We start from the raw sequence: 20,679 nt of genomic DNA on the forward strand, positions 1-20,679 counted from the left end.
TTACACGTCCCCTTCGTCTAGAGGCCTAGGACACGACCCTTTCACGGTTGTAACAGGGGTTCGAATCCCCTAGGGGATGCCAGATTCGCCGCGGTGACTTGCCGCAGCGAGGACGGCGCAGGCGGTTGATGCCTGGGTGCTTCGGCACCGAAGTTCAGCACCACGCGGAGTGGTAGTTCAGTTGGTCAGAATACCGGCCTGTCACGCCGGGGGTCGCGGGTTCGAGCCCCGTCCACTCCGCCATACGGTTACAGCAGAAAGACCTGCTGGATGAAAGTCCCGCAGGTCTTTTCGTTGGAGCTCCGCTTCGGCGCGCTCGCCTCCAGACCACGGGGGTATAGCTCAGCTGGGAGAGCGCTTGCATGGCATGCAAGAGGTCAGCGGTTCGATCCCGCTTACCTCCACCAATCACGCAGCGCTGTTGAGAGAATGGAAAAGGTTACACGTCCCCTTCGTCTAGAGGCCTAGGACACGACCCTTTCACGGTTGTAACAGGGGTTCGAATCCCCTAGGGGATGCCAGATTCGCCGCGGTGACTTGCCGCAGCGAGGACGGCGCAGGCGGTTGATGCCTGGGTGCTTCGGCACCGAAGTTCAGCACCACGCGGAGTGGTAGTTCAGTTGGTCAGAATACCGGCCTGTCACGCCGGGGGTCGCGGGTTCGAGCCCCGTCCACTCCGCCATCCCTTCCTCGGGAACATCGTCACGCGCCCACTTCTGGTGGGCGTTGTCGTTTCCGGCCCCCAGGCGGGCCCGGCCAGGCGGCCGGGCCGGTGTCCGAAGCGGGCTCAGCGGGCCCCAAACGGCGCCACGCCGATCAGCACCGCATGGGCCCAGAAGGCGAACGCCGCCCAGGCGAGCGTGCCAACGATCACGACGATCCCCGTCCTGCCCGCACTGCCCGCCGGCCGTTGCACGCCCTGCGCCGCGTCGCGCTGGCGCGCCGCGCGGAAGCACAGCACGGCCCAGACCAGGAAGCTGCCGAACAGCAGCGCATCGGCCAGCGTGTTGTTGGCCAGCAGATGCGCCAGCGCCCACAGCTTGGTGCCCAGCAGCATCGGGTGGCCCAGTCGGGCCCGGATGCCGTTGCCAGGCACATAGGCCGCCGCCAGCAGGATGAAGGCCGGCAGTGTCAGCGCCGCCGCCGCGTGGCTCAGGCCCCGCGGCGAGGCCCACAACACCACCGGCTCCTGCCGCGCCAGGCCGTAGCCCCAGCAGATCAGCGCGAAGCCCAGCAGCGAGGCCAGCGAGTACAGGCCCTTGTAGCGGTTCTCGCCCAGCCGGGCCACCCAGGCCGCGCGCGTGGGATCGGCGACGATGCGCACCGAGTGCAGGCCAAGAAAGATCAGCAGTCCGAGAATCAGCAGGGTCATGGCAAGGGCCGTTGGCGTCGATGTCGCGCTTGTACCCGATCAGCGTGACCCGCGCACGAATCCGGTCACCAATCCGGTCACCAGCGCGGTGCCCAGCAGGATCACGCCGCAGGCGGCCACCATCACCGGCGTGATCGCCTCGCCCAGGAACAGCGTACCCCAGAGCACGGCAAAGGCCGGGATCAGGAAGGTCACGCTCATCGCCTGGCTGGCGCCCACATGGGCGATCAGCCGGAAGTACAGGATGTAGGCCACGCCGGTGCAGGCGAACGCCAGCGCCGCCACCGCCAGCCAGGAGGAGGCCGCCGGCGGCGTGGTCGGCCAGGCCCACAGCGCCAGCGGCACCAGCACCGCAGCGGCCGACAACTGGCTGCCGGCGGCCAGCGCCATCGACGGAATGCCTTGCAGGTGCCGCTTGGTGAAGTTGGCCGAGAAGCCGTACATCAGCGTGGCCAGCAGACAGGCGGCCACAGCCAGCGCGGGGCTCACGCCATGCTCGCCTGGCTTGAAGCTGGCATGGCCGCCGGCCAGCCACAGCACGCCGCCAAAACCCAGCGCCAGGCCCAGCGCCTTGTGCTTCGTGGGGCGGTCGCCCAGCCACCACCAGCCGATCAGCGCGCCCCACAGCGGTGTGGTGGCATTGAAGATAGACGACAGGCCGCCGGTGATCGCCAGCGCCGCCACCCCGTAGCAGACGAAGGGAATCGCCGAGTTGGTCAGTCCCACCAGCGCAATGCGCCGCCAGTGCTGGCGCAGCGCCGGCCACTCGCCGCGCGACAGCAGCACCGGCAGCAGCAGCAACGACGCACCCGCGACGCGCAGCCCGGCCAGCGCCAGCGGCCCGAACTCGTGCGCCCCCATGCGGATGAAGAGAAAGCTGGCGCCCCACAGCGCGGCCAGCAGCAACAGTTCGGCGAGGTGGGCAGGCTTCATGAAGGGCGCGATTCTCCGTCCAGCAACGCCTGCTTGCGCGGCAGGCCGCCGGCATAGCCGGTCAGGGACCCATCCTGGCCGGTCACCCGGTGGCAGGGCACCAGCACGCTGACCGGGTTGCGACCCACCGCCGCGCCCACGGCGCGGGCCGCGCGGGGCCGGCCCAGCTGGGCGGCCAGTTCGCCGTAGCGGCGCCGTTGCCCAGGCGGAATGGCCAGCAGGGCCTGCCACACCGCCTGCTGCCAGGCGGTGCCGCCCAGGTCCAGCGGCGGTAGCGCCGGCAGCGGCGCGCCGGGGGCCGACCAGTACCGCGCCAGCGCCGCCTGGGCCTGCCGGATCCAGGGGTGGCCGGGCTGCAGCGGCGCATCGATCGGGCCAGGGTGGTGGGCCTGGCCGTCGAACCACAGGCCTGCCAGGCCCTGGGTCGTGACCGCCACGGTCATCGGGCCCAGCGGGGTGTCGATCCGGGCCTGGGCGGCAAAGCGGCGGGTGTTCATCGGGCGGTCTCCTCGGGGCGGTCGACCAGCGACTGCCACAGTTGCATCACGGCGTAGGAACGCCAGGGCCGCCAGGCCTCGGCCAGCGGCAGGGATTGCGCGGCCTTCAGGCCGCCGAGCGCCTTCACCACGCCAGCGTCGGTGGCCGGGAAGGCATCGGGCCAGGCCAGCACGCGCAGCGCGGCCAGCTCGGCGGTCCAGTCGCCCACGCCGGGCAGCGCGCGCAGCCGCGCCAGCGTGTCCTCGACCGGCGCGGCCGGGTGCAGTGCCAGCGTGCCGCTGTCGACGGCACGTGCCAGCGCCTGCAGCGCCGCCACCCGCACCCGCACGATGCCCAGCGTGCCGATCGCCTCGGCGCCGGCCTGGGCCAGCGTGCGCGCATCGGGGAACAGCCGCTCCAGTCCCGACCAGGGCGTGACCAGCGGCTCGCCAAAGCGTTCCACCAGCCGCGCGGCCAGCGTGCAGGCGGCAGCCACCGTGACCTGCTGGCCCAGGATGATGCGCACCAGGGTCTCGAAGCCGTCGATGCAGCCGGGCACGCGCAGCCCGGGTCGCACGGGCACCGGCAGGCTGGCCAGGGTGGTGTCGATGCGCGCCGGATCGGCGTCCAGGTCCAGCAGGTGGCGCACGCGCTCGATCACCGTGCCCAGCGCCGGCGCCAGCGAGGGCGCCACCTCCAGGGCGGCGGCGTCCTCCTCCAGACGCAGCGCGATCCAGCCGCGCAGGGTCTGCCCATGGTGGACCACCGCCAGCGTGCGGCGCCACCAGCCGTCGTCGCCGGCGGCTTCCACGCGCGCCAGCGGGCGCGCGGCCAGGAAGCCCAGCATCGCGGCGCGGTCATACGGTGGCCGCCAGGGCAGGCGCAGCGGACGAACACCGGGGCCGGTGTCGGGCGCAGCGTCGCGCCGCAGGGCGCCGGGGGTGAGCCGGTAGCGCTCGGCGAAGGCGGCATTGAAGCGTCGCAGGCTGCCGAAGCCGCTGGCCGCAGCGACCTGGGTGACCGGCAGCCGGGTGTCGGTCAGCAGCCGCTTGGCCAGCAGCAGGCGCTGGGTGGTCTGCCAGTCGATCGGGCTGACACCCAGGTGGGCCTGGAAGATGCGGCGCAGGTGGCGCTCGGTGATGCCCAAACGCTCGGCGATGGCCGGCAGCGAGGGCTGTTCGCCCGCGGCCACCGCATGGGTGATCAGCCGCGCCCCGGCTTCGGCCAGGCTGCGCGCGGCGTCGGCGCCCGACAGACCCGGCGCCTGCTCCGGCCGGCAGCGCAGGCAGGGGCGAAAGCCGGCCAGTTCGGCCGCCGCGGCATGGCCGAAGAAGCGGCAGTTCTCGCGCCGCGGCAGCCGCACGCGGCAGACCGGCCGGCAGTAGATGCCGGTGCTGGTGACGCCCACGAAGAAGCGCCCATCAAAGCGCGCATCATGGGTCTGCAGCGCCCGGTAGGCGCTGTCGTCATCGAGCGGGCGAAGGTCTGACATGGGCCCATGCTAGCCCGCCCAGGCCGCGGCGCTGGCCGTTTTCGGACCTGTGCCTGGGGCTCACATGGCCTTGAACAGATGCACATAGGCGCGCGACACCGGCAGCTCGGTGTCGAAGCCGCGCAGGCGCACCCGCACGCGGCTGAGCTCATCGCGCCGGCTGCCCTCGAGGAAGCGCAGGTTGATCAGCGTGGAGCGGTGGATCTGCCAGAACTGCTGCGGGTCGAGCTGCTGGGCCAGTTCGGCGATCGGCGTGCGGATCAGGTACTCGCGCTCGGCGGTCTGGACACAGGTGTACTTCTCGTCGGCGCGGAAGAACAGCACCTCCTCCACCGCGATCTGCTGGGTCCAGTCGCCCTGGCTGGCACGCACCCAGCGCAGCGGCGCCGCGCTGGCGGCCGGGGCCTGCAGACGGCCCAGGGCCTGGGCCAGCCGCGGGTCCTCGGGCGTGGTGTGGCCGATCGCCTCCTTCAGGCGCGCCACGCTGCGCGCCAGGCGCTCGGTGGTCACCGGCTTGACCAGGTAGTCCAGCGCCGCGGCGTCGAAGGCCTGCAGCGCGAACTCGTCGTAGGCGGTGACGAAGACCACCCGGGTCGCGCACTCGATGCCCTGGGCCACCTCCAGCCCGGTCAGCCCCGGCATGCGGATGTCCAGGAAGGCCAGGTCGGGCTGCAGGGCCTCGATCTGCTCGGCGGCCTCGGGGCCATTGCGGCACTGGGCCACGATCTGCAGATCGGGCCACAGCGTGGCCAGCAGGCTGGCCAGGTGGCGCAGCAGGTGCGGTTCGTCGTCGGCGATCAGGGCGGTGGGCATGGGCTCAGGGCTGGGTGGTGGGCTGGGCGGTGGGGCAGGGCAGCCGGATCTCGGCGCGCACACCGCCGCCGGGCTGGGGCTGCAGCGCCAGGCGGGCGTCGTCGCCCCAGGTCTGCTGCAGGCGCTCGCGCAGATTCTGCAGCGCGCTGCGCTGGCCAGGGCGGCGCACGGCGGGCGTGTCCAGGCCCAGGCCGTCGTCGGTGACGCTCAGCACCAGCGTGTCGCGGTCGCGCTCGGCGCGCACGCGCACCGTGCCGCCGTCGATTTTGGGCTCCAGGCCGTGGTGGATGGCGTTCTCCACCAGCGGCTGCAGCAGCAGCGGCGGCAAGGGCCGTGCGGCCAGCTCGGCGGGGATGTCGATCTGCCAGCGCAGCCGCTCCTCCATGCGCAGGCCCAGCACGCGCAGGTAGGCCTCCAGCAGGCGCTGTTCGTCGGCCAGCGTGTGCTGTTCGGCGCGCAGGCCGCCGAAGGAAGAGCGCAGGTAGTCGACGAAAGCCTCCAGCATGCCGCGGGCACGGGGCGGATCGGCCTCCAGCAGGCTGAGCACATTGGCCAGGGTGTTGAACAGGAAGTGCGGCTCGATCTGGCCCTGCAGCAGCTTCAGCCGGGCCTCGGCGGCGCGCCGCTCGGCGGCCTCGATCCGGCGCCGGTTCTCCAGGTACAGCCAGTGCAGCCCGGACACCAGCACCAGCACCACCAGCCAGCTGATGCTGACGTTGGTGGGCGAGCCGCCGCCGTCGAACCAGGTCAGCCGGTAGCCGGCCAGCCACACGCCCAGCGGCCAGGACCAGGCGGTGCCGCCCATGGCGATCGCGGTGGCGACCCAGGCGCGGCGGCGGTCCGACCAGGCCCGCCAGCGCGCCAGGCCGATCAGCCCGGTCATGACGTCGAAGCTGAGGTGGATGCCGGTGGCCACCACCGCCGAGACCAGCAGGTTCAGGCCGTAGGTCCGCCGCCAGGCGGTGCCATTCGTCCACAGCCCGGCCTCAGGGCTGGTGGCGAAGGCCACTACCGTGAAGACCAGGGCCACCAGCGCCGCGAACAGCAGGGACCACACCCATTGCAGCCAAATGGGGCCGACCCGGGTCAGGCTGCTGTCGGTCCAGGCGCGCCAGGAGCGCCGCAGAAGCTGTTTGTCGAGTGCCATGGGGCGCAGTCTAGGCAGTCCGGGCGCCCGATCGGCCGGGCGCGTCGACGAATCGACAGCCGGGCCGACGGATCGACAGCAGCGGCCCCTGGCACCCAACTTGCTGAGCCCGAGGGCGGGCCGCCTCTCTACAATGGCCGCCACCCCCCTCACCACTGTCCCGATCCCCACACCATGCAAGTCCACGCCTCCGTCTTCAAGGCCTATGACATCCGCGGCATCGTCGGCCAGACGCTCGACGACGCCTTCGCCGAGCACCTGGGCCGGGCCTTCGGCACCGAGGCCAAGGCCGCCGGCGAGCGTGCCGTGGTGGTGGGCCGCGACGGCCGCGTGTCCGGACCCGGTCTGGCCGCTGCGCTGATCCGCGGTATCGCCTCGACCGGCCTGGACGTGGTGGACATCGGCGCCGTCACCACCCCGATGACCTACTACGTCGCCGCCACGCGTGGCGCGCACGGCTGCAGCAGCGGCATCCAGGTCACCGGCAGCCACAACCCCAAGGACTGGAACGGCTTCAAGATGGTGCTGGCCGGCCGCGCCATCTACGGCGACGAGATTCAGGGCCTGCGCCGCCGCATCGAGGCCGAGGACTATGCCCAGGGCCCCGGCCGCATCGGGGCGATGGACATCGTGCCCGAGTACGCGCACCGCATCACGTCGGATTGCAAGCTGGCCCGGCCGATGAAGATCGTGGTCGACTCGGGCAATGGCATCCCGGGCGCCAGCGCGCCGGCCATCCTGCGGGCGCTGGGCTGCGAGGTGATCGACCTGTACTCGAAGGTGGACGGCGACTTCCCCAACCACCACCCCGACCCTTCCAAGCCCGAGAACCTGGCCGACCTGATCAAGGTGGTGCATGCCACCGATGCCGAACTGGGCCTGGCCTTCGACGGCGACGGCGACCGCCTGGGCGTGGTCACCAAGGACGGCCAGATCATCTACCCGGACCGCCAGCTGATCCTGTTCGCGCGCGACATCCTCAGCCGCGTCCCGGGCGGCACCATCATCTTCGACGTCAAGTGCACCCAGCGCCTGGCGCCTGCCATTCGCGAGGCTGGCGGCGTGCCGCTGATGTGGAAGACCGGCCACTCGCTGGTCAAGGCCAAGCTCAAGGAAACCAACGCGCCGATCGCCGGCGAGATGAGCGGCCACATGTTCTTCAAGGAGCGCTGGTACGGCTTTGACGACGGCATGTACACCGCCGCGCGCCTGCTGGAGATCCTGTCGCGCCACGACGACCCCAGCGCGGTGCTGAACGCCCTGCCCACCAGCTTCAACACGCCGGAGCTGAACGTGGCCTGTGCCGAGGGCGAGCCGCACCGCCTGATCGCCGAACTGCAGGCCAGTTCGCAGTTCCCGGGCGCCGAGGTCTCCACCACCGATGGCCTGCGCGCCGACTACCCGGACGGCTTCGGCCTGGTGCGCGCGTCCAACACCACCCCGGTGCTGGTGATGCGCTTCGAAGGCCACACGCCCGAGGCGCTGCACCGCATCCAGGACGAGTTCATGGCCGTGCTGCGCAGCGTCAAGCCCGACGCCCAGGTGGGGGCCGCGGCCCACTGATGCCTGCCGCCGGCTGGCGCGCGGGCCTGGCCCGTGTCGCCTACAGCACGCTGCTGCGCCTGGCGACGCCGCTCTACCTGGCGCGCCTGTGGTGGCGCGGCGCACGCGAGCCGGGTTACCGCTCGGCCTGGCCCGAGCGGCTGGCGCTGGGTGGCCCCGCGCAGACCCCCGGGGCGCTGTGGCTGCATGCGGTATCGCTGGGCGAAACCAAGGCCGCGGCGGTGCTGGTCGACGCCCTGCGTGCCCGGCAGCCAGGCCTGCGCCTGCTGCTGACCCACGGCACCGCCACCGGCCGCGAGGCCGGCCGGGCGCTGCTGCGCGAGGGCGACCTGCAGACCTGGCTGCCCTTCGACACCCCCGGCGCGGTGCGCCGCTTCCTGCAGCGCCACCGGCCGGCGCTGGGCGTGCTGATGGAAACCGAGGTCTGGCCCAACCTGCTGCAGGCGGCCGAAGCCGCCGGCGTGCCGATCGTGCTGGCCAACGCCCGCCTGTCCGAGCGCAGTGCCGGTCGCGGCGAACGCTTCGCGGCCGTGCTGCGCCCGGCGGCGCAGCGCATCACCCTGGCGCTTGCCCAGTCTGAGGACGACGCCCGGCGCCTGCGCCAGGCCGGCGTGCCGCAGGTGGAGGTGGCTGGCAACCTGAAGTACGACCTGCGCGCCGACGCGGCGCTGCTGGCGCGCGGCCAGGCCTGGCGGGCCCGACTGGGCCGGCCGGTGCTGGCGATGACCAACACCCGCGATGGCGAGGAGGCGCGCCTGCTGGCCGCCTGGCGCGGCGTCCCCTGGCGCGGTGCGGCGCCACTGCTGCTGATCGTGCCGCGCCACCCGCAGCGCTTTGATGCCGTGGCGGCGCTGGTGGCGCAGGCCGGGCTGAGGCTGTCACGCCGCGGCACCTGGGGCGATGCCGGCCCTGGTGCGGACGCCTGCCAGGCCGAGGTCTGGCTGGGCGACAGCCTGGGGGAAATGTCGGCCTACTACGGAGCGGCGGACCTGGCGCTGCTGGGCGGCAGTTTCGAGCCCTTGGGCGGCCACAACCTGATCGAGTCAGCGGCCTGCGGCTGCCCGATCGTGCTGGGGCCTTCGACCTTCAACTTCGCCGACGCCGCCGAGCGCGCGCTGGCCGAGGGCGCCGCCTGGCGCGCCGCGGACCTGCCGCAGGCGCTGGCATTGGCGGCGGAACTGCTGGCCGACGCGTCGCGCCTGACCGGGGCCGCCCAGGCGGCGCAGGCCTTCAGCGCCCGTCACCGCGGCGCGGCCGAGCGCATGGCCGGCCGCATCGGGGCGCTGCTTACTTCGCCAGCAGCGCGTTGACGTTGGCCACGTCGGCCGGCTGCAGCGTGCCGGCTGCCTGGCGCAGCTTGAGGCCACCGACGATCACGTCGTAGCGGGCCTTGGCCAGGTCGCGCTGGGTCTGGAACAGCTGGGTCTGGGCGTTGAGCACGTCCAGGTTGACGCGCACGCCCACCTTGTAGCCCAGCTGCGTGGCTTCCAGGGCCAGCTTGCTGGACGACTCGGCCGCCTCCAGCGCCTTGACCTGCGCCTGACCGGCCTGCACGCCGAAGAAGGCGCTTCGGGTGCCCTGGGTGACGCCGCGGCGGGAGGCCTCGTAGTCGTTGCGCGCCTTGTCTTCCAGCGACAGGGTTTCCTTCACGCGGTTCTGCACCGCAAAACCGGCGAACAGCGGGACGGTGACGCTGACACCGATGGCGGCATTGGTGCCCGTGCCCGACGCGCTGTAGCCCACCAGCCCCAGTTGCGTGGCCTGGTCGCCACTGACGTTGACATGCGTCTTGCCGTAGCTGCCGGTCAGCGCCACCGTGGGCAGGTGGCCGGCCTGGGCCTTCGCGGTTTCCAGCTTGGCCACCTCCAGGCCCAGACGGGCTTGTTCGATGGTGGTGTTGCGGGTCTCGGCCTCGCCCACCCAGGCATTGACTTCGGCCGGCTGCAGCGGCGGCAAGGCCACGGGCTGGGCCAGCGGGCGAGGCTCCAGCCCGGTCTTGCCCACCAGCTGTTCCAGCGCCAGTCGCTTGACGCGCAGGTCGTTGTCGGCGGCCACCTCCTGCGCCAGCACCAGGTCGTAGCGGGCCTGGGCTTCGCGGGTGTCGGTGATGGTGGCGGTGCCCACTTCGAAATTGCGCTTGGCCGACGCCAGTTGCTCCGCATTGGCCTTCTTGTTGGCCTGCACCGTGGTCAGCGTGTCCTGGGCGGCCAGCACGTCGAAATAGGCCTGGGCGACGCGCACGACCAGGTCCTGTTCGGCAGCGCGCAACTGGGTCTGGGCCAGTTCCACCCCCCGCTTGGCCTGCTCGATGCTGACGCTGTTGGCGCGGTTGAACAGGTTCTGCTGCGCCTGCAGCGCCACATTGGTGGCGTTGGTGTTGGTGCTGCGGGTGCTGGCGTAGGGCGTGTCGGCCTCGGTGCGCGAGGCGCCGGCACTCAGGCCCACGGTGGGCAGCCACAGCGCATTCGCCTGGTCCGCCCGGTACTGCGCGGCACTGGCTGCGGCCTGCGCGCCCAGGTAGGTGGCGTCGTAGCCGCGCGCCGCGTCGTACAGCTCCTGCAGGCTCTGCGCCTGCGCGCTCAGGCCGGCCAGGCCCAGAGCGAGGAGGGCGGCGGTGCGGTGCAGGGTGAAACGGCGCGGTGGCGTCATGGTGGCTTTCCTTGGAGCGATGAAGGCGGGAGCGAAATCCGCTGAGGGGTCAGTAGCGGGGCACGGACGGATCGACCAGACGCGACCAGGCGTCGGTGCCACCCTCCAGGTTGTACACCTCGTCGAAGCCATGGTTCGACAGGTATGCGACGACCTGCGCGCTGCGGGCCCCGTGGTGACAGAAAACGACGACAGGCCGCGCCGGGTCCAGTTCGGTGCGGCGCAGCGGCACCAGGTGCATCGGCATGTGCAGCGTGGGCACGCCGGCCAGGTTCAGCGGGGCGATCGCCAGTTCCTGCGCCTCGCGCACGTCCAGCAGCAGCGGCTGGCGATCCGCGTGATCGGCCAGGAAGGCGTGCAACTGCTGGACGGTGATCGCGTTCATCGGCTCGGTCGCTGGCTCAGAAACGGAAGCGGCTGGGCTCGGCGAAGCCCTCCAGGCGCGGCGCCACGGTGTCGAACAGCTCGACCTTGGCGAACGAGGACTCGCCCTGGCGCGTCACCAGCACGGCACGCATCACCGGCTCGTGGCCCTCGATGGCCAGCAGGCGACCGCCCGGCTTGAGTTGCGCCAGCAGGGCCTGCGGCACCTCGGCCACCGAGCCCGACAGCAGGATCACGTCAAACGGCGCCTCGGCGGCCAGGCCGGCGCTGCCGTCGGCCTCGCGCACCTCCACGTTGGCCAGACCGGCGCGCTGCAGGTTCTCGCGCGCGGCACGGGCCAGCGCCGGGCGCTTTTCCAGGGTGATCACGCGCAGTGCGCGGTGGCCCAGCAAAGCGGCCTGGAAGCCCGAGCCAGTGCCGATTTCCAGCACGGTCTCGTGGCGCTGCACCTTGGCCTCCTGCAGCAGGCGGGCCTCGACGCGCGGGGCCAGCATCATCTGGCCGTCGGCCAGCGGCACCTCGGTGTCGACGAAGGCCAGGGCCTTGCAGGCGGCCGGCACGAAGTCTTCGCGGCGCACGGCGCCCAGCAGGGCCAGCACGGCGGGGTCCAGCACATCCCAGGGGCGGATCTGCTGCTCGATCATGTTGAAGCGGGCTTGTTCGATGTTCATGGCGATGTCCTCGGGTGGGCGTCGGCGGTGGATTCGGGTCAACCCTTGATTTTAGGCTGCCCCGCCTGACGCCGGGCTGCCCGTGCCGCGGCGCCGGCGCGCCCAGCTCGAGAGGTCATCCAGGTAGGCGTAGATCACCGGCACCACCACCAGGGTGAGCACCGAGGACGTGATCACGCCGCCGATCACCGCCTGGCCCATCGGCGAGCGCTGCTCCGAGCCCTCGGACAGCGCAAAGGCCAGCGGCACCATGCCGAAGATCATCGCCAGCGTGGTCATCAGGATCGGGCGCAGGCGCACGCGGGCGGCTTCCAGCAGCGCCTCGCGCCGGGCCATGCCCTGCTCGCGCAGACGGATCGCGAAGTCCACCAGCAGGATTGCGTTCTTGGTGACCAGGCCCATCAGCATCACCACGCCGATGATCGAGAAGATGTTCAGCGTCGAGCGCCACAGCAGCAGCGCCCCGACCACGCCGATCAGCGTCAGCGGCAGCGAGCTCATCAGCGCCAGCGGCTGCAGGAAGCTGCGGAACTGGCTGGCCAGGATCATGTAGATGAAGATCACGCCCATCGCCAGCGCGCTGACCGCGTAGACGAAGGATTCCTGCATGTCCTTGGTCGAGCCGCCGAAGCGGAACTGGTAGCCCGGTGGCAGCGCGGTGCTGTCGAGCACGGCGCGGATGTCGGCCGAGACCTCGCCCAGCGCGCGCCCCTCGGTGCCGGCGGTGAACTCGACCTCGCGGTTCAGGTCGCGCCGGTTGATCTGGTTGGCCAGGCCGGCGGGCACCAGCTCGGCGGCCTGGTCCAGGCGCGCCATGCGCGGGCTGCCGTCCAGGTTCTGACCGGCCGACAGCACCAGCCGGCCCAGGTCGGCGCGGTCCTCGCGGGCCTCGGGGTGCAGGCGCACCTTGACGTCGTAGTTGTTGCCGTCCGGCGCGCGCCAGGTGCCCACGGTGGTGCCGGCCACCAGCTGGCGCAGCTGGGCGGTGATGCTGCCCAGGCTCAGGCCCAGGTCGGAGGCGGCGTCGCGACGCACCTGCACCGCCAGCGTGGGCGTGTCCTCCTTCATGCTGGTGTCCAGGTCCACCAGCCCGGGGATGGCGGCCAGGCGCTGGCGCAGGCCCTCGGTCAGGCGCTTGAGCTCGGCCAGGTCGGGGCCCTGCAGCGACAGCGAGATCGGCTTGGCGCCGCCCACCGGGTCGGTCAGGCCGACCAGGGTGACAGTGATGCCCGGCACCGAGGCCAGCTGCTCGCGCAGCACCGCCGACATCTGGTCGACCGAGCGCGAGCGTTGCTTGCGATCCACCAGGCGCACATAGATGCTGACCTGGTTATGGCCCAGCGCGACGCCGGTGTTGATCGTCGCCAGCGTGTACTTCACCTCGGGCATCTGGCGCAGGATGCGGTCGACCTGGCGGGCGCGTTCCTCGGTCAGCGCCAGGCTGGAGCCCACCGGGGTGTAGAAGGCCACCGTGGTCTCGGAGAAATCGGCCTTGGGCACGAACTCGGTGCCCAGCACCCGTGTCAGGCCCAGGGCCAGCACCAGGCTGGCGGCGGCGATGCCCAGCGTCGACTTGGGGTGGTCCAGCGACCAGCCCAGCGCCGCGTGGTAGCCCCGACCCAGGCGGTGCGAGGCGCGGTCCACCCAGTGCGTCAGCCGCCCCAGCGTGCGGTCGTACAGCGTGCGCGGCACGAAGGGCTGGCCCTCGCGGTCGATCGCCGGGTCGTGCCAGACCGAGCTCAGCATCGGGTCCAGCGTGAAGCTGACGAACATCGAGATCAGCACCGCCGAGACGATGGTGATGCCGAACTCGTGGAAGAACTTGCCGATGATGCCGCCCATGAAGCCAATCGGCGCGAACACCGCGACGATCGACAGCGTGGTGGCCAGCACCGCCAGGCCGATCTCGTCGGTGCCTTCCAGCGCCGCCTGGCGCGCCGGCTTGCCCATCTGCACATGGCGCACGATGTTCTCGCGCACCACGATGGCGTCGTCGATCAGCAGGCCCACGCACAGGCTCAGCGCCATCAGCGTGATCATGTTGATCGTGAAGCCGAAGGCCTGCATGAACAGGAAGGTGCCGATCAGCGCGATCGGCAGCGTCAGCCCGGTGATGACGGTGGAGCGCCAGGAGTTCAGGAACAGGAAGACGATGCCAATGGTCAGCAGCGCACCCTCGATCAGGGTGCGCCGCACGTTCTCGACCGAGACGCGGATCGGCCGCGAGTTGTCGCGCACCACATCCAGGGCCATGCCGGACGGCAGTTGGGCGCGCAGCGATTCGACCACCCGGTTCAGGCCGTCGACCACCTCGATGGTGTTCTCGCCCTGCGCCTTGACCACGTCCAGCGCCAGCATGCGCTGGCCATTGCGCAGCGCCAGACTGTCGGTTTCCTCGGGGCCGTCGACCACCTGGGCCACCTGGTCCAGGCGCACGGGTTGGCCGTTGCGGCGGGCGATGACGATCTGGCCCATGTCGGCCGGCCGGGCGACGCGGCCGTCGACCTGCACCACGTCTTCGCGCGCCGGCTGGCGCAGCGTGCCGGCGGGCAGGTTGCGGGTCTCGTTGCGCACCGCGCTGGTCACGGCGTCGGCGCCGATCGAGAAGGCCTCCAGCGCCTGCGGGCGCAGGTAGACATTGAGCTCGCGCTTCTGCGCGCCCACCAGCGCCACCGAGCCCACGCCGCGCACGTTCTCCAGGCGCTTCTTCAGCACCTGGTCGCCGTAGGTGCTCAGCTCGGAGGCGCTGCGGCTGTCATCGGGCGAGGTGAGGGCGACGGTCCAGATCGGGCGGGACGCGGGGTCGAAGCGCTGCACGCGCGGCTCGTCCACCTCGTCGGCGAACGTGGCCTTGACCTGGGCGACCTTCTCGCGCACGTCGTCGGCGGCACGGCGGCCGTCGACATCCAGGTTGAACTTGACGATGACGACCGAGGTGCCCTGGTAGCTGCGGCTGAACAGCTCGTTGATGCCGGCGATCGTGTTGACCGCCTCCTCGACCTTGATCGTCACCTCGTTCTCGACCACCTCGGCGGAGGCCCCCGGGTAGGTGACGGTGACCACCACGAAGGGGAATTCGATGTTCGGGAACTGGTCGACCTTGAGCCGCTGCACGGCAAAGCCACCCAGCACCACGAAGGCCAGCATGACCATCACGGCCATGACCGGGTTGCTGATCGAGACGCGGGTGAACCACATGGTGCGGGTCGGCCCTGCTCAGCGGGACGCCGCCGAGGCGGGCGCGGTGGCCGCCAGGCGCACCGCAGTGCCGTCGCGCACCGTGCCGACGCGCTCGCGCAGCAGCGCGTCACCCGCGGTGGCACCGGACAGCAGTTCCACCAGCGGTTCGCCCTGCGGCGAGCGGCCGCGCAGCCCGGTCTGCACCGCATGCGCCCGGGCCTGTCCGCCCTGCATCACCAGCACATAGGGCTGGGGCTGGTCCTGGCGCAAGGCGTCCAGCGGGACGGCCAGTCGGTCGCTGCGGGCCAGGGCCACCGTGCCCTGGGCGAACAGGCCCTGGCGCAGCGCCGGGTGCGGCGCCAGGCTCAGGTAGGCGGTGACGGTGCGGGCGCCGGCGGTGGCGGTGGGGTTGATGCGCGCGACGCGTGCGGTCACCGGCTCGGTGATGCCATCGACACGCAGGCGGGCCGTGGCGCCCACCGACAGCCGCGCCACCGCCTGGGGTGCCAGCGCCGCCTCCAGCTCCAGCTGCGACAGGTCGACGATCTCCAGGATGCGCCCGTCCAGCGCCACCCGCTCGCCCGGCTGCGCCAGCCGGGCCGACACCAGGCCGTTGATGGGGGCCACCAGCAGGGTGTCGCCCTGGGTCTTGCGGGCCAGCTCCACCGCGGACTGCGCCGCCGCCCAGCTGGCGCGGTTGGCCTGGGCCGTGGACTGCGCGGATTCCAGCGCGGTGGGCGAGATGAAGCCCTGGGCCACCAGCGCCTGGCTGTTGGCCAGCGCGCGCTCGGCGATGTCGAGCTGGGCCTTGGCGGCATCGGCCTGCTGCTGCGCCTGCTTCAGGCGCCAGCCGGCCTCGGTGTCGTCCAGCCGGCCCAGCACCTGGCCGGCGCGCACGGCGTCGCCTTCGCGCACCGTGAGTTCACGCAGTTCGGCGGCCACTTTCGCCTTGACCAGGGCGCTGCGCACCGCCTTGACGCTGCCGGTGAGCTCGATCTCCTCGGTGAGTGGCTGCACCGCCACCACGGCCAGGTCGCCGGGCAGCAGTTCCAGCGCGGCCCGGCTGGGGGCGCTGGCCGCTGCCGCGGTCGTCGGTCCGGCGGACGGGGCGCCCGGGCGCAGCTTCCAGCCGACCAGGGCCAGGCCGGCCAACGCCAGCAGGATCAGGACGCGGCGCAGGACTGGGCTCATGGGGCGATGGGTTGGGCCTGCAGGCCGTGCAGGACCAGGTGCAGGTGGCTTCGGATGATGCGGCGCGGGTCGGCCACCATGGCGTCGGCCAGCGCACAGGCGCCCACCGAATGCTTGTGCAGGCACAGCATGATGATCGGCAGCACCAGGGAGTGGGCGGCGGCCTCCACGTCAACCGGGCGGAACTCGCCGCGGTCGATGCCACGCTGCAGCAGGGCCTGGATCACCGCCAGGCCGGGCTCGATCACCTCCTGGGCGTAGAACTCGGCGATGTCGGGGAAGTTGCGCACCTCGGTGATCACCAGCTTGAACAGGGCCGAGCTGGGGCTGTCGTACACCTCTTCCCACCAGGTCGGCAGCAGCTCGGTCAGTGCCTCGGTGGCACTGCCGTGGTGCTCCAGCAGGCGCTGGCGGCCGTTGGCCACGGCGCTTGAAAGCGTGTGGCGGATCACCGCCTTGAGCAGCTCTTCCTTGCTGTTGAAGTACAGGTAGAGCGTGCCCTTGGCCACGCCGGCACGCTGCGCCACCTCCTCGGCCCGGGTGGCCGAGAAGCCTTTTTCGGTGAACAGGGCCAGCGCGGCGTCAAGCAGCTCGCTGGGGCGGGCTTCCTTGCGGCGCTGGCGGTGGGGAATGGCGGGCTCGGACATGTTTACTGACTGACCGGTCATTAATCCTAACAGGCTGACGGCGGCCGTCAATACCCCTAATGGTATCCTGAGCCTTGGCCGGTGCCTGACCCGTCAGGGGGCGACCACCGCGGTCGGTAAGATCACGGCCTTTGGGCAACCGGGGCGCAGCGACCCCGAACGGATGACGCGATGGATGTGCTGGTGTTGCTGAAGGCGGCGGTGATGGGCGTGGTCGAGGGCCTGACCGAGTTCCTGCCGATCTCGTCCACCGGTCACCTGATCCTGGCGGGTTCGCTGCTGGGTTTCGTGGGCGAGAAGATGAAGGTCTTCGAGATCGCGATCCAGACCGGCGCCATCTTTGCCGTGGTCCTGGTCTACTGGCAGCGCGTGCGCGACACCGTCATCGGCCTGGCCGCGCAGCCGCAGGCGCGGCGCTTTGCGCTGAATGTGCTGATCGCCTTCCTGCCCGCGGTGGTGCTGGGCCTGCTGGTGGGCAAATGGATCAAGGCCCACCTGTTCCTGCCCACCGTGGTGGCCTCGACCTTCATCCTGGGCGGCTTCGTGATCCTGTGGGCCGAGCGCCGCCAGGCGGGCCACACGCGGGTGTCCACGGTGGACGACATGACGCCAGCCGACGCCCTGAAGGTGGGCCTGGTGCAGTGCTTCGCGATGGTGCCGGGGACCAGCCGCTCGGGCGCCACCATCATCGGCGGCATGCTGATGGGCCTGTCGCGTCAGGCGGCCACCGACTTCAGCTTCTTCCTGGGCATTCCCACGCTGATTGGTGCCGGTCTGTACAGCCTGTACAAGGCGCGCGCCGACCTGGACTGGGCCGATGCGCCGCTGTTCGGCGTGGGCCTGCTGTTCAGCTTCCTGTCGGCCTGGCTGTGCGTGCGCTGGCTGCTGCGCTATGTGGCCACGCACGACTTCAAGCCCTTTGCCTGGTACCGCATCGGCTTCGGGCTGCTGATCCTGGTCACCGCGCACTTCGGCTGGGTGACCTGGGCCGACTGATTCAGCGCCGCCGGAACAGCAGGTCCCAGACCCCGTGCCCCAGGCGCAGGCCGCGGGCCTCGAACTTGGTCAGCGGGCGGTAGTCCGGCCGCGGGGCGTAGCCGTCGGCGGTGTTGACCAGCCGCGGTTCGGCCGACAGCACCTCCAGCATCTGCTCGGCATAGGGCTGCCAGTCGGTCGCACAGTGCAGCACGCCGCCGGGCGCCAGGCGCGAGGCCAGCAGCGCCACCAACGGCGCCTGGATCAGCCGCCGCTTGTGGTGCTTCTTCTTGTGCCAGGGGTCGGGAAAGAAGATGTGCACGCCGGCCAGCGAGTCCGGCGCCACCATCTGCTCCAGCACCTGCACCGCGTCGTGCTGCAGGATGCGCAGGTTGGTCAGGCCCTCCTCGCCGATGCGCTTGAGCAGCGCGCCCACGCCGGGCGTGTGCACCTCGATGCCGATGAAGTCGGTGTCGGGCCGGGCGGCGGCGATCTGCGCGGTGGCCGCCCCCATGCCAAAGCCGATCTCCAGCACCCGCGGCGCTTCGCGGCCGAAGGCCGCGGACCAGTCGGCCGGTTGGCCGGTGAAGGGCAGCACGAAGCGCGGCCCCAGTTCCTCCAGGGCCCGCTGCTGGCCAGTGCCCATGCGGCCGGCGCGCAGCACATAGCTGCGGATGCCGCGGCGGGGGGTGTCAGGGGAGTCTGCCGCGTCGGCGGACGAGGGCGCGTCGGTCATGCCTTCTGGGGATCGTTTCAGCGAGGGGCATGATTGTCGCCGAGCTAGAATGCGAACCGCTGCGGGTGTAGTTCAATGGCAGAACGGCAGCTTCCCAAGCTTCATACGAGGGTTCGATTCCCTTCACCCGCTCCAAGATCCAGATGCCAGCCACGCGCTGGCATCGTCGTCTCCGGCCTTCAGTGCACGCCCAGCGCCCGCAGATGTTCCGCCTTCGCGGCGTAGAGGGAGCGCAGCTCGGGCCGCGGGCTTTCGGCGCTGGCGCGCTGCAGGTGCGACAGGGCCTGGGCCGGGTGGCCCAGCTGCAGTTCGGCCTGGGCCAGGGCGAAGTGGATCTCGTGGTAGTCGGGGTCGCGGGCCAGTTCCCTCAGCAGCCAGTCGCGGGCGCCGGCGGGGTCGCCCGCCCGCAGTGCCGCCAGGCCGCGTGACAGGTTCACGAACGGGGCGGTGCCTTCGACCCGGGCGAGTACCGCCTCCAGTGGCTGGGCCTCGGCCGGGCGGCCCTGGGCGCGAAGCGCGGCCGCCAGGTTGGCCAGCAGCGTGGCGTGCTCCGGGGCCTGGGCCAGGCCGTCGCGCCAGGCGCGCTCGGCCAGGTCGGCGCGGCCGTGGCGCTGGAACACCACGCCCAGAGTGTTGTAGGCGGCGGGGTAGGCGGCATCCTGGGCCAGGGCCGCCAGGCTGAAGGCCTGCGCGGTGGCCAGGTCGCCCTGGGTCAGCCATTCGGCGGCGCGGTTGTTCAGGTACATCGCCAGCACGCGCTGGCGGCTGATGCGGCGCGCCGGCAGCTTGCCGGCCGCCTCGGGCGGCAGGAAGTCGATCACCGTCTGGGGCGGAGCCAGCAGCACGCTGGCGAATGGTGACGGCCGCGGACCCAGCGCCAGGTTGACGTGGGTGTTGCCCACATGCAGGCCGGCCAGGCGGCTCCACTGGGTGTCGGTCAGCACCTCGCGGAATTCCACCGACAGCCCCAGCCCGTCGGCCAGCGCCGCGGTCATCAGCACCAGCGACAGGCAGTTGCCGCTGCGCGCCTCGAAGGTCTCGGCGGCGGTGCGGGTGGTGCTGGCGTCGTAGACCACGCGGATGTCGCTGGAGCGCAGCGCCTCGAACAGCGCCAGCAGCGCGCCCTGGCGGCGGGCCGCCGGGCGCAGCGTGTGCTCCAGGTAGGCCTGCAGCGCCGGGTCCAGACGCAGGGCCGCTTCCACATCCGGCACGACCGCCGGCTGCCCCATCGTGGTGTCGGCCCAGCGGCTGGCATCGGAGGCGGGTGCGCGGGGGGCCTGGGCGCAGGCCGTCAGCAGCAGCAGGATCAGCGGCAACAGGCCGCGCCACCAGTCCCGGCCCGTGGGACCGTCCAGCGCGGCAGGGAAGGGCGGGTGCATGCGGGCTCCTTTCGAGGCCTCGGCCGGGGCCGGCGCCTGTCACACGGACATGCTACGCCGACACGGCGCTGACAACCAGCCTTGGTGTTTCCGCGCTGCCGGTGGCCGCTGCTGCTCAGGCATCATCGGGGCAAAGAACCCCCGCGCCCGTCATGTCACCCACGCCGTTGCAGGTCCTGGTGCTCAGCCAGCGGCCCCTGGATCTCGTCACTTCCGCCCACGGCCCCTTCATCGCCCACCAGGCCCGCACGCTGGCCGAGGTGGACGAGCTGCTCAACCAGCATGCCTGGCATGCGCTGGTGGTGGAGTTCGGTCCCGGCTTGTCGACCGAGCAGCTGCTGCACTGGAACGGCCTGGCGCGCGCCTTGCTGGAAACCGCGCTGGTGCTGGTCTCGCCTGAACCCACGCTGGCCGAATGCCAGCGCTGGCTGCAGGCCGGCGTGCGCGAGGTGGCTTCCAGCCGCGAGATGCACGGCGATGCCGCCGGCCGCGTGCTGCGCATGGCGATCGAGCGCAAGCGCCAGGACGACGCCGCGCGCCGCGCCTACAGCATCGACCTGGCCACCGGCCTGCCCAACCACCAGCAGCTGCTGGAGCACATGACCCACCTGCTGGCGCTGCGCGAGCGCGAGCCCGCGCCGATGGCCGTGGTGGTGCTGCAGCTCGAGGGCCTGCAGTCGGTCGAGGCCAGCCAGGGCGCCGAAGCGGCGAACGTGCTGCGCCGCAAGGCCGCGGTGCGGCTGCGCTCGGCCTTGCGCGCGTCGGACGTGGTGGCCTCGCTGGGCCGCGACATGTTCGCGGTGCTGCTGGCCTGGATGGACGCCGACGAGGACGCCGAACCGGTCGCCCGCAAGCTGCTGGCCACGGCCAGCGTGCCGATGCATGTGTCGGGCCAGAGCGTGCCGCTGGGCATGCGCTACGGCCTGGCTCAGTTCCCGGCCCACGGCCGCGACGCGCAAAGCCTGCTCAAGCGCGCCACCGCGCAGGCCGCGGGTGGAGAGGGTCGGCTGGTGCGCCTGGGCGAGGCCGCCAACGACGGGGCCTGAGCGCCCCGGCGCCGGCCGCTGGCG

18 protein-coding genes and 6 tRNA genes are annotated in these 20,679 nt (G+C 71.6%); 10 read left to right on the forward strand and 14 right to left on the reverse strand.

Annotated features, from left to right (window positions below; translation table 11 throughout):
* Positions 1–6: 6 nt before the first annotated feature.
* The 5 genes from KAK07_RS10950 to KAK07_RS10970 all read left to right on the forward strand — a co-directional run bounded on the left by KAK07_RS10950 (position 7) and on the right by KAK07_RS10970 (position 682).
* A tRNA-Glu gene (locus tag KAK07_RS10950) sits at positions 7–82 on the forward strand.
* Positions 83–166: 84 nt separating this feature from the next.
* Positions 167–243, forward strand: a tRNA-Asp gene (locus KAK07_RS10955).
* Positions 244–331: 88 nt separating this feature from the next.
* Positions 332–407: transfer RNA gene (locus KAK07_RS10960), tRNA-Ala, on the forward strand.
* Between the two features lie 38 nt (positions 408–445).
* Positions 446–521 (forward strand) — tRNA-Glu (locus KAK07_RS10965).
* A gap of 84 nt (positions 522–605) precedes the next feature.
* A tRNA-Asp gene (locus KAK07_RS10970) sits at positions 606–682 on the forward strand.
* 105 nt (positions 683–787) lie between these two features.
* Here KAK07_RS10970 and KAK07_RS10975 read toward each other — a convergent pair.
* From KAK07_RS10975 to KAK07_RS11000, 6 genes are read right to left on the reverse strand one after another with little or no spacing between them, the layout of a single operon-like run.
* Positions 788–1,372: an NnrU family protein gene (locus KAK07_RS10975; protein ID WP_210860680.1), complete on the reverse strand. Its 585-nt coding sequence runs from the start codon at positions 1,370–1,372 to the stop codon at positions 788–790.
* Positions 1,373–1,411: 39 nt separating this feature from the next.
* Positions 1,412–2,305, reverse strand: coding sequence for a DMT family transporter (locus KAK07_RS10980; protein WP_210860681.1), 894 nt, complete (start codon positions 2,303–2,305; stop codon positions 1,412–1,414).
* Complete coding sequence (locus tag KAK07_RS10985; RefSeq protein ID WP_210854526.1) at positions 2,302–2,802, reverse strand: methylated-DNA--[protein]-cysteine S-methyltransferase; 501 nt, start codon at positions 2,800–2,802, stop codon at positions 2,302–2,304. The genes KAK07_RS10980 and KAK07_RS10985 overlap by 4 nt, the downstream gene beginning before the upstream one ends.
* Positions 2,799–4,274 carry an Ada metal-binding domain-containing protein gene (locus tag KAK07_RS10990; RefSeq protein ID WP_210860682.1) on the reverse strand — a complete coding sequence of 492 codons (1,476 nt, stop codon included), beginning with the start codon at positions 4,272–4,274 and terminating at the stop codon, positions 2,799–2,801. Before KAK07_RS10990 ends, KAK07_RS10985 begins: the two co-directional genes overlap by 4 nt.
* 60 nt (positions 4,275–4,334) lie before the next feature.
* A complete protein-coding gene (locus tag KAK07_RS10995; protein ID WP_210854528.1) occupies positions 4,335–5,087 on the reverse strand; it encodes a LytR/AlgR family response regulator transcription factor in 753 nt (250 codons plus the stop codon).
* Between the two features lie 4 nt (positions 5,088–5,091).
* Complete coding sequence (locus KAK07_RS11000) at positions 5,092–6,234, reverse strand: sensor histidine kinase (protein WP_210860684.1); 1,143 nt, start codon at positions 6,232–6,234, stop codon at positions 5,092–5,094.
* Positions 6,235–6,408: 174 nt separating this feature from the next.
* On the opposite strand from KAK07_RS11000, the gene KAK07_RS11005 reads away from it, so the two are divergent.
* A complete protein-coding gene (locus tag KAK07_RS11005) occupies positions 6,409–7,797 on the forward strand; it encodes a phosphomannomutase/phosphoglucomutase (protein WP_210860690.1) in 1,389 nt (462 codons plus the stop codon).
* Positions 7,797–9,107: a 3-deoxy-D-manno-octulosonic acid transferase gene (locus KAK07_RS11010; RefSeq protein ID WP_210860691.1), complete on the forward strand. Its 1,311-nt coding sequence runs from the start codon at positions 7,797–7,799 to the stop codon at positions 9,105–9,107. Before KAK07_RS11005 ends, KAK07_RS11010 begins: the two co-directional genes overlap by 1 nt.
* Here KAK07_RS11010 and KAK07_RS11015 read toward each other — a convergent pair.
* From KAK07_RS11015 to KAK07_RS11040, 6 genes are read right to left on the reverse strand one after another with little or no spacing between them, the layout of a single operon-like run.
* On the reverse strand, positions 9,085–10,446 hold the full coding sequence (locus KAK07_RS11015) for a TolC family outer membrane protein (protein ID WP_210860692.1): 1,362 nt from the start codon (positions 10,444–10,446) through the stop codon (positions 9,085–9,087). The genes KAK07_RS11010 and KAK07_RS11015 overlap by 23 nt on opposite strands.
* Positions 10,447–10,495: 49 nt before the next feature.
* Positions 10,496–10,831: a rhodanese-like domain-containing protein gene (locus KAK07_RS11020; protein WP_210854533.1), complete on the reverse strand. Its 336-nt coding sequence runs from the start codon at positions 10,829–10,831 to the stop codon at positions 10,496–10,498.
* Positions 10,832–10,847: 16 nt separating this feature from the next.
* Positions 10,848–11,501: a protein-L-isoaspartate O-methyltransferase family protein gene (locus KAK07_RS11025; RefSeq protein WP_210860693.1), complete on the reverse strand. Its 654-nt coding sequence runs from the start codon at positions 11,499–11,501 to the stop codon at positions 10,848–10,850.
* A gap of 51 nt (positions 11,502–11,552) precedes the next feature.
* Positions 11,553–14,699 (reverse strand): efflux RND transporter permease subunit, encoded by a 3,147-nt coding sequence (locus KAK07_RS11030; RefSeq protein WP_210854535.1) that lies wholly within the window; start codon positions 14,697–14,699, stop codon positions 11,553–11,555.
* Positions 14,700–14,717: 18 nt separating this feature from the next.
* The gene (locus KAK07_RS11035; RefSeq protein WP_210854536.1) at positions 14,718–15,872 is read right to left on the reverse strand and encodes an efflux RND transporter periplasmic adaptor subunit; all 1,155 of its coding nucleotides are present in this window, start codon (positions 15,870–15,872) and stop codon (positions 14,718–14,720) included.
* Entirely contained in the window at positions 15,869–16,519 is a 651-nt protein-coding gene (locus KAK07_RS11040; RefSeq protein ID WP_247661151.1) for a TetR/AcrR family transcriptional regulator, read from the reverse strand. Before KAK07_RS11040 ends, KAK07_RS11035 begins: the two co-directional genes overlap by 4 nt.
* Positions 16,520–16,690: 171 nt before the next feature.
* Between KAK07_RS11040 and KAK07_RS11045 the strand changes: the two genes are divergently transcribed.
* On the forward strand, positions 16,691–17,515 hold the full coding sequence (locus KAK07_RS11045; RefSeq protein ID WP_210854538.1) for an undecaprenyl-diphosphate phosphatase: 825 nt from the start codon (positions 16,691–16,693) through the stop codon (positions 17,513–17,515).
* Between the two features lies 1 nt (position 17,516).
* Here the strand turns inward: KAK07_RS11045 and trmB are convergent, their stop codons facing one another.
* A complete protein-coding gene (gene trmB, locus KAK07_RS11050; RefSeq protein WP_210860694.1) occupies positions 17,517–18,230 on the reverse strand; it encodes a tRNA (guanosine(46)-N7)-methyltransferase TrmB in 714 nt (237 codons plus the stop codon).
* A 61-nt stretch (positions 18,231–18,291) separates the two neighbouring features.
* Here trmB and KAK07_RS11055 point away from each other — a divergent pair.
* A tRNA-Gly gene (locus KAK07_RS11055) sits at positions 18,292–18,365 on the forward strand.
* Positions 18,366–18,409: 44 nt separating this feature from the next.
* Here KAK07_RS11055 and KAK07_RS11060 read toward each other — a convergent pair.
* Positions 18,410–19,609 (reverse strand): tetratricopeptide repeat protein, encoded by a 1,200-nt coding sequence (locus KAK07_RS11060; RefSeq protein ID WP_210860695.1) that lies wholly within the window; start codon positions 19,607–19,609, stop codon positions 18,410–18,412.
* Between the two features lie 152 nt (positions 19,610–19,761).
* Between KAK07_RS11060 and KAK07_RS25260 the strand changes: the two genes are divergently transcribed.
* Positions 19,762–20,655 (forward strand): GGDEF domain-containing protein, encoded by an 894-nt coding sequence (locus KAK07_RS25260; protein ID WP_247661152.1) that lies wholly within the window; start codon positions 19,762–19,764, stop codon positions 20,653–20,655.
* Positions 20,656–20,679 lie beyond the last annotated feature (24 nt).

The organism is Ideonella alba, from assembly GCF_018069875.1.
Lineage (GTDB): Bacteria > Pseudomonadota > Gammaproteobacteria > Burkholderiales > Burkholderiaceae_C > Ideonella > Ideonella alba.